Origin of the sequence: Streptomyces sp. NPDC026673, from assembly GCF_040638135.1 — a bacterium.
Taxonomy (GTDB): Bacteria; Actinomycetota; Actinomycetes; order Streptomycetales; family Streptomycetaceae; genus Actinacidiphila.
The window spans coordinates 1-2,412 of the sequence record NZ_JBEZXR010000173.1; the positions used below are offsets into that span (position 1 = coordinate 1).

The 2,412-nt window shown below is 69.2% G+C and carries 2 protein-coding genes and 1 pseudogene; all 3 read left to right on the forward strand.

Annotation, left to right across the window (positions count from 1 at the left end):
* A pseudogene (locus tag AB0F62_RS42630) lies at window positions 1-352 on the forward strand (hypothetical protein); the annotation flags it as partial.
* A gap of 561 nt (window positions 353-913) precedes the next feature.
* Entirely contained in the window at window positions 914-1,387 is a 474-nt protein-coding gene (locus AB0F62_RS42635) for a VOC family protein (RefSeq protein WP_361795099.1), read from the forward strand.
* 113 nt (window positions 1,388-1,500) lie between these two features.
* Window positions 1,501-2,412, forward strand: a 912-nt coding sequence (locus tag AB0F62_RS42640; RefSeq protein ID WP_361812270.1) for an NAD(P)/FAD-dependent oxidoreductase, incomplete at its 3' end; no start/stop codon positions are given.

Genomic DNA, 2,412 nt, shown 5'->3' on the forward strand with positions numbered 1-2,412 from the left:
CGAGGGCCACCGCCTGCTCGCCGCCGCGTACCGCAGGGACGGATCCCTCCAGCCGATCGAGACGCTCTCGGCGTTCTCCAGCAATCACCGCAAGGCCTGGACCCAACTGCGGGGCATGTTGCCTGCCGAGCTCGACGGCCTCGGCAGCAAGATCACCGCCGTCTTCGACGCCATCCAGAACGAAGCGGCCCCGCTTCAGACTTTCATGGCTCCCAGCACCGGCCCCGGTGACATCAGTGCCCGACCACGCCACCACGCTGCCACCCACCCCGCCGACGTCACACTCCCATCCCTGCTGCCAGGCCTTCGGCCCCGCCCCGACCTCGACACGAAAGACGACAATACCGGCTGAAGACCCCGGCGTGTTGCCCCAGGAGGGGGTGACACCCCCGGTACACGCACAAGCGGGTGAGGGCCTTCTGGTTTCGGTGGGGACGACAACGACCACCGACCACCGGAAGGCCCCTCACGCCCCACCGCGGTCGACGAGAGCTGACGCGTCACTGTTCCCAGCGCTGCGTGTGCCGAACGCAAGGGGCCCATGTGACGCAAGGGATCAGTACGCGCCATCCCCTCAGGGCGCGGGGAAGGGTGTGTGACTGAGGAGCACAACCCCCGCGACCTGCGGAAACCCAAGAAATCATCGCCTAGCCGCGTGCTTTCGATCAAGAAAAATACCTTTGACACTCGTTAAATGTGCAAGCGTTACTTGCGTGAAAGTGTAGTGGCGGGTACCTTTCCGGTGTGGGTCGGAGCCGGCGGTAGCCGGCTGACCCCCTGCCCGACCGCATGTGCCCGTTGTGGCATCCGGGCTGAACGTGCCGCTGTGCCGGCGTCATCACATCAATGAACACGTGGCGCATCGTGCGCTGCCCTTTCGCCACTCAAGAATCACCATCCGAAGGACATCCCCATGGATCTGAAGCTCGAAATGATCGTGCTGCCCGTCTCCGACATCGACCGGGCCAAGGACTTCTACGACAGGCTCGGCTTCCGCCTGGACGTCGACTACACGGCCAGTGACGACTTCCGGGTGGTGCACTTCACGCCGCCCGGCTCCGAGTGCTCGATCATCTTCGGCGAGGGGATGACCCCCATCGCCCCGGGCTCGTTCCAGGGCCTGTACCTGATCGTGTCCGACATCGACGAGGCCCGCGCGGACCTCGTGGGCCGCGGCATCGACGTCAGCGAGATCTTCCACGACGAGGGCGGCCTGCTCCACCACGGCCACCAGGGCGGCGGGTGCGTCCACGAGGGCGAAGGGCAGCAGCGCAAGGCCGGCCTGCACCCCGAGCGCGCCTCCTACGGCTCCTACCTCACCTTCAGCGACCCCGACGGCAACGGCTGGGTCCTCCAGGAAGTCAGCCAGCGCCTCCCCGGCCGCTGAGCCGGCACCACGCCTCCTCCCTTGGCCGCAGGCAACCGTCAGAGCGCATGCCGGCAGCCACCCGGGCCCCGGAGTTCCCGACCTGATTCCCCCCACACCAGTACGGAGCAGAGATGAAGGAGACCACCCGCACGTACGACGTGATCGTCATCGGCGCGGGGCCGGTCGGCGAGAACGTTGCCGAACGCGCTCGTGCCGCCGGGCTGAGCACGGTGATCGTGGAGCGCGAACTGCTGGGCGGGGAGTGCTCGTTCTGGGCCTGCGACCCGAGCAAGGCGCTGCTGCGTCCAGTGGTGGCGCGGGCGGACGCGTTGCGCGTTCCCGGGCTGCGTGAGGCGGTGACCGGGCCGCTGGACGCCGCCGCCGTGCTGGCGCACCGCGACGAGATGGCCTCGTACTGGAAGGACGAGGACCAGGTCGACTGGCTGGACTCGGTCTCGGTCGATCTGATCCGCGGCCACGGCCGTCTCACCGGCCCCAGGCAGGTGGCCGTGCGGACCCCCGACGGTGACACCGTCGCCCTGACCGCGCGGCACGCGGTGGCCGTGTCCACCGGTACCCGTGCGGCGCTGCCCCCCATTCCCGGTCTCGAGGGCGTTCGCCCGTGGACGAGCCGTGAGGCGACCAGCGCCGACCAGGTGCCCGGGCGCCTGGCCATCGTCGGCGGCGGTGTGGTGGCCGTCGAGATGGCCACCGCCTGGCAGGCGCTCGGCTCCGAGGTGACCATGCTGGTCCTCGAGAACGGGCTGCTGCAGCGGATGGAGCCGTTCGCCGGCGAGCTGGTGGTCGACGGGCTGCGGGACGCGGGTGTCGACATCCGGTTCAACACCTCGGTGGCGTCCCTGGTCCGCGAGGACGGCGAGGTGCGGATCACCCTGGCCGACGGCGGACAGCTCGCGGCGGACGAGATCCTGTTCGCCACCGGCCGGGCCCCGAACACCTGGGACCTGGGGCTGGAGACGATCGGCCTGACCCCGGGCGACTGGCTGAAGGTGGACGACACCTTCCGCGTGACCGACGTCGCC

What these genes read in the sequence shown, in the direction of transcription:
- AB0F62_RS42635 (WP_361795099.1), top strand. Translation starts at nt 914, where the DNA reads ATGGATCTGAAGCTCGAAATGATCGTGCTGCCCGTCTCCGACATCGAC.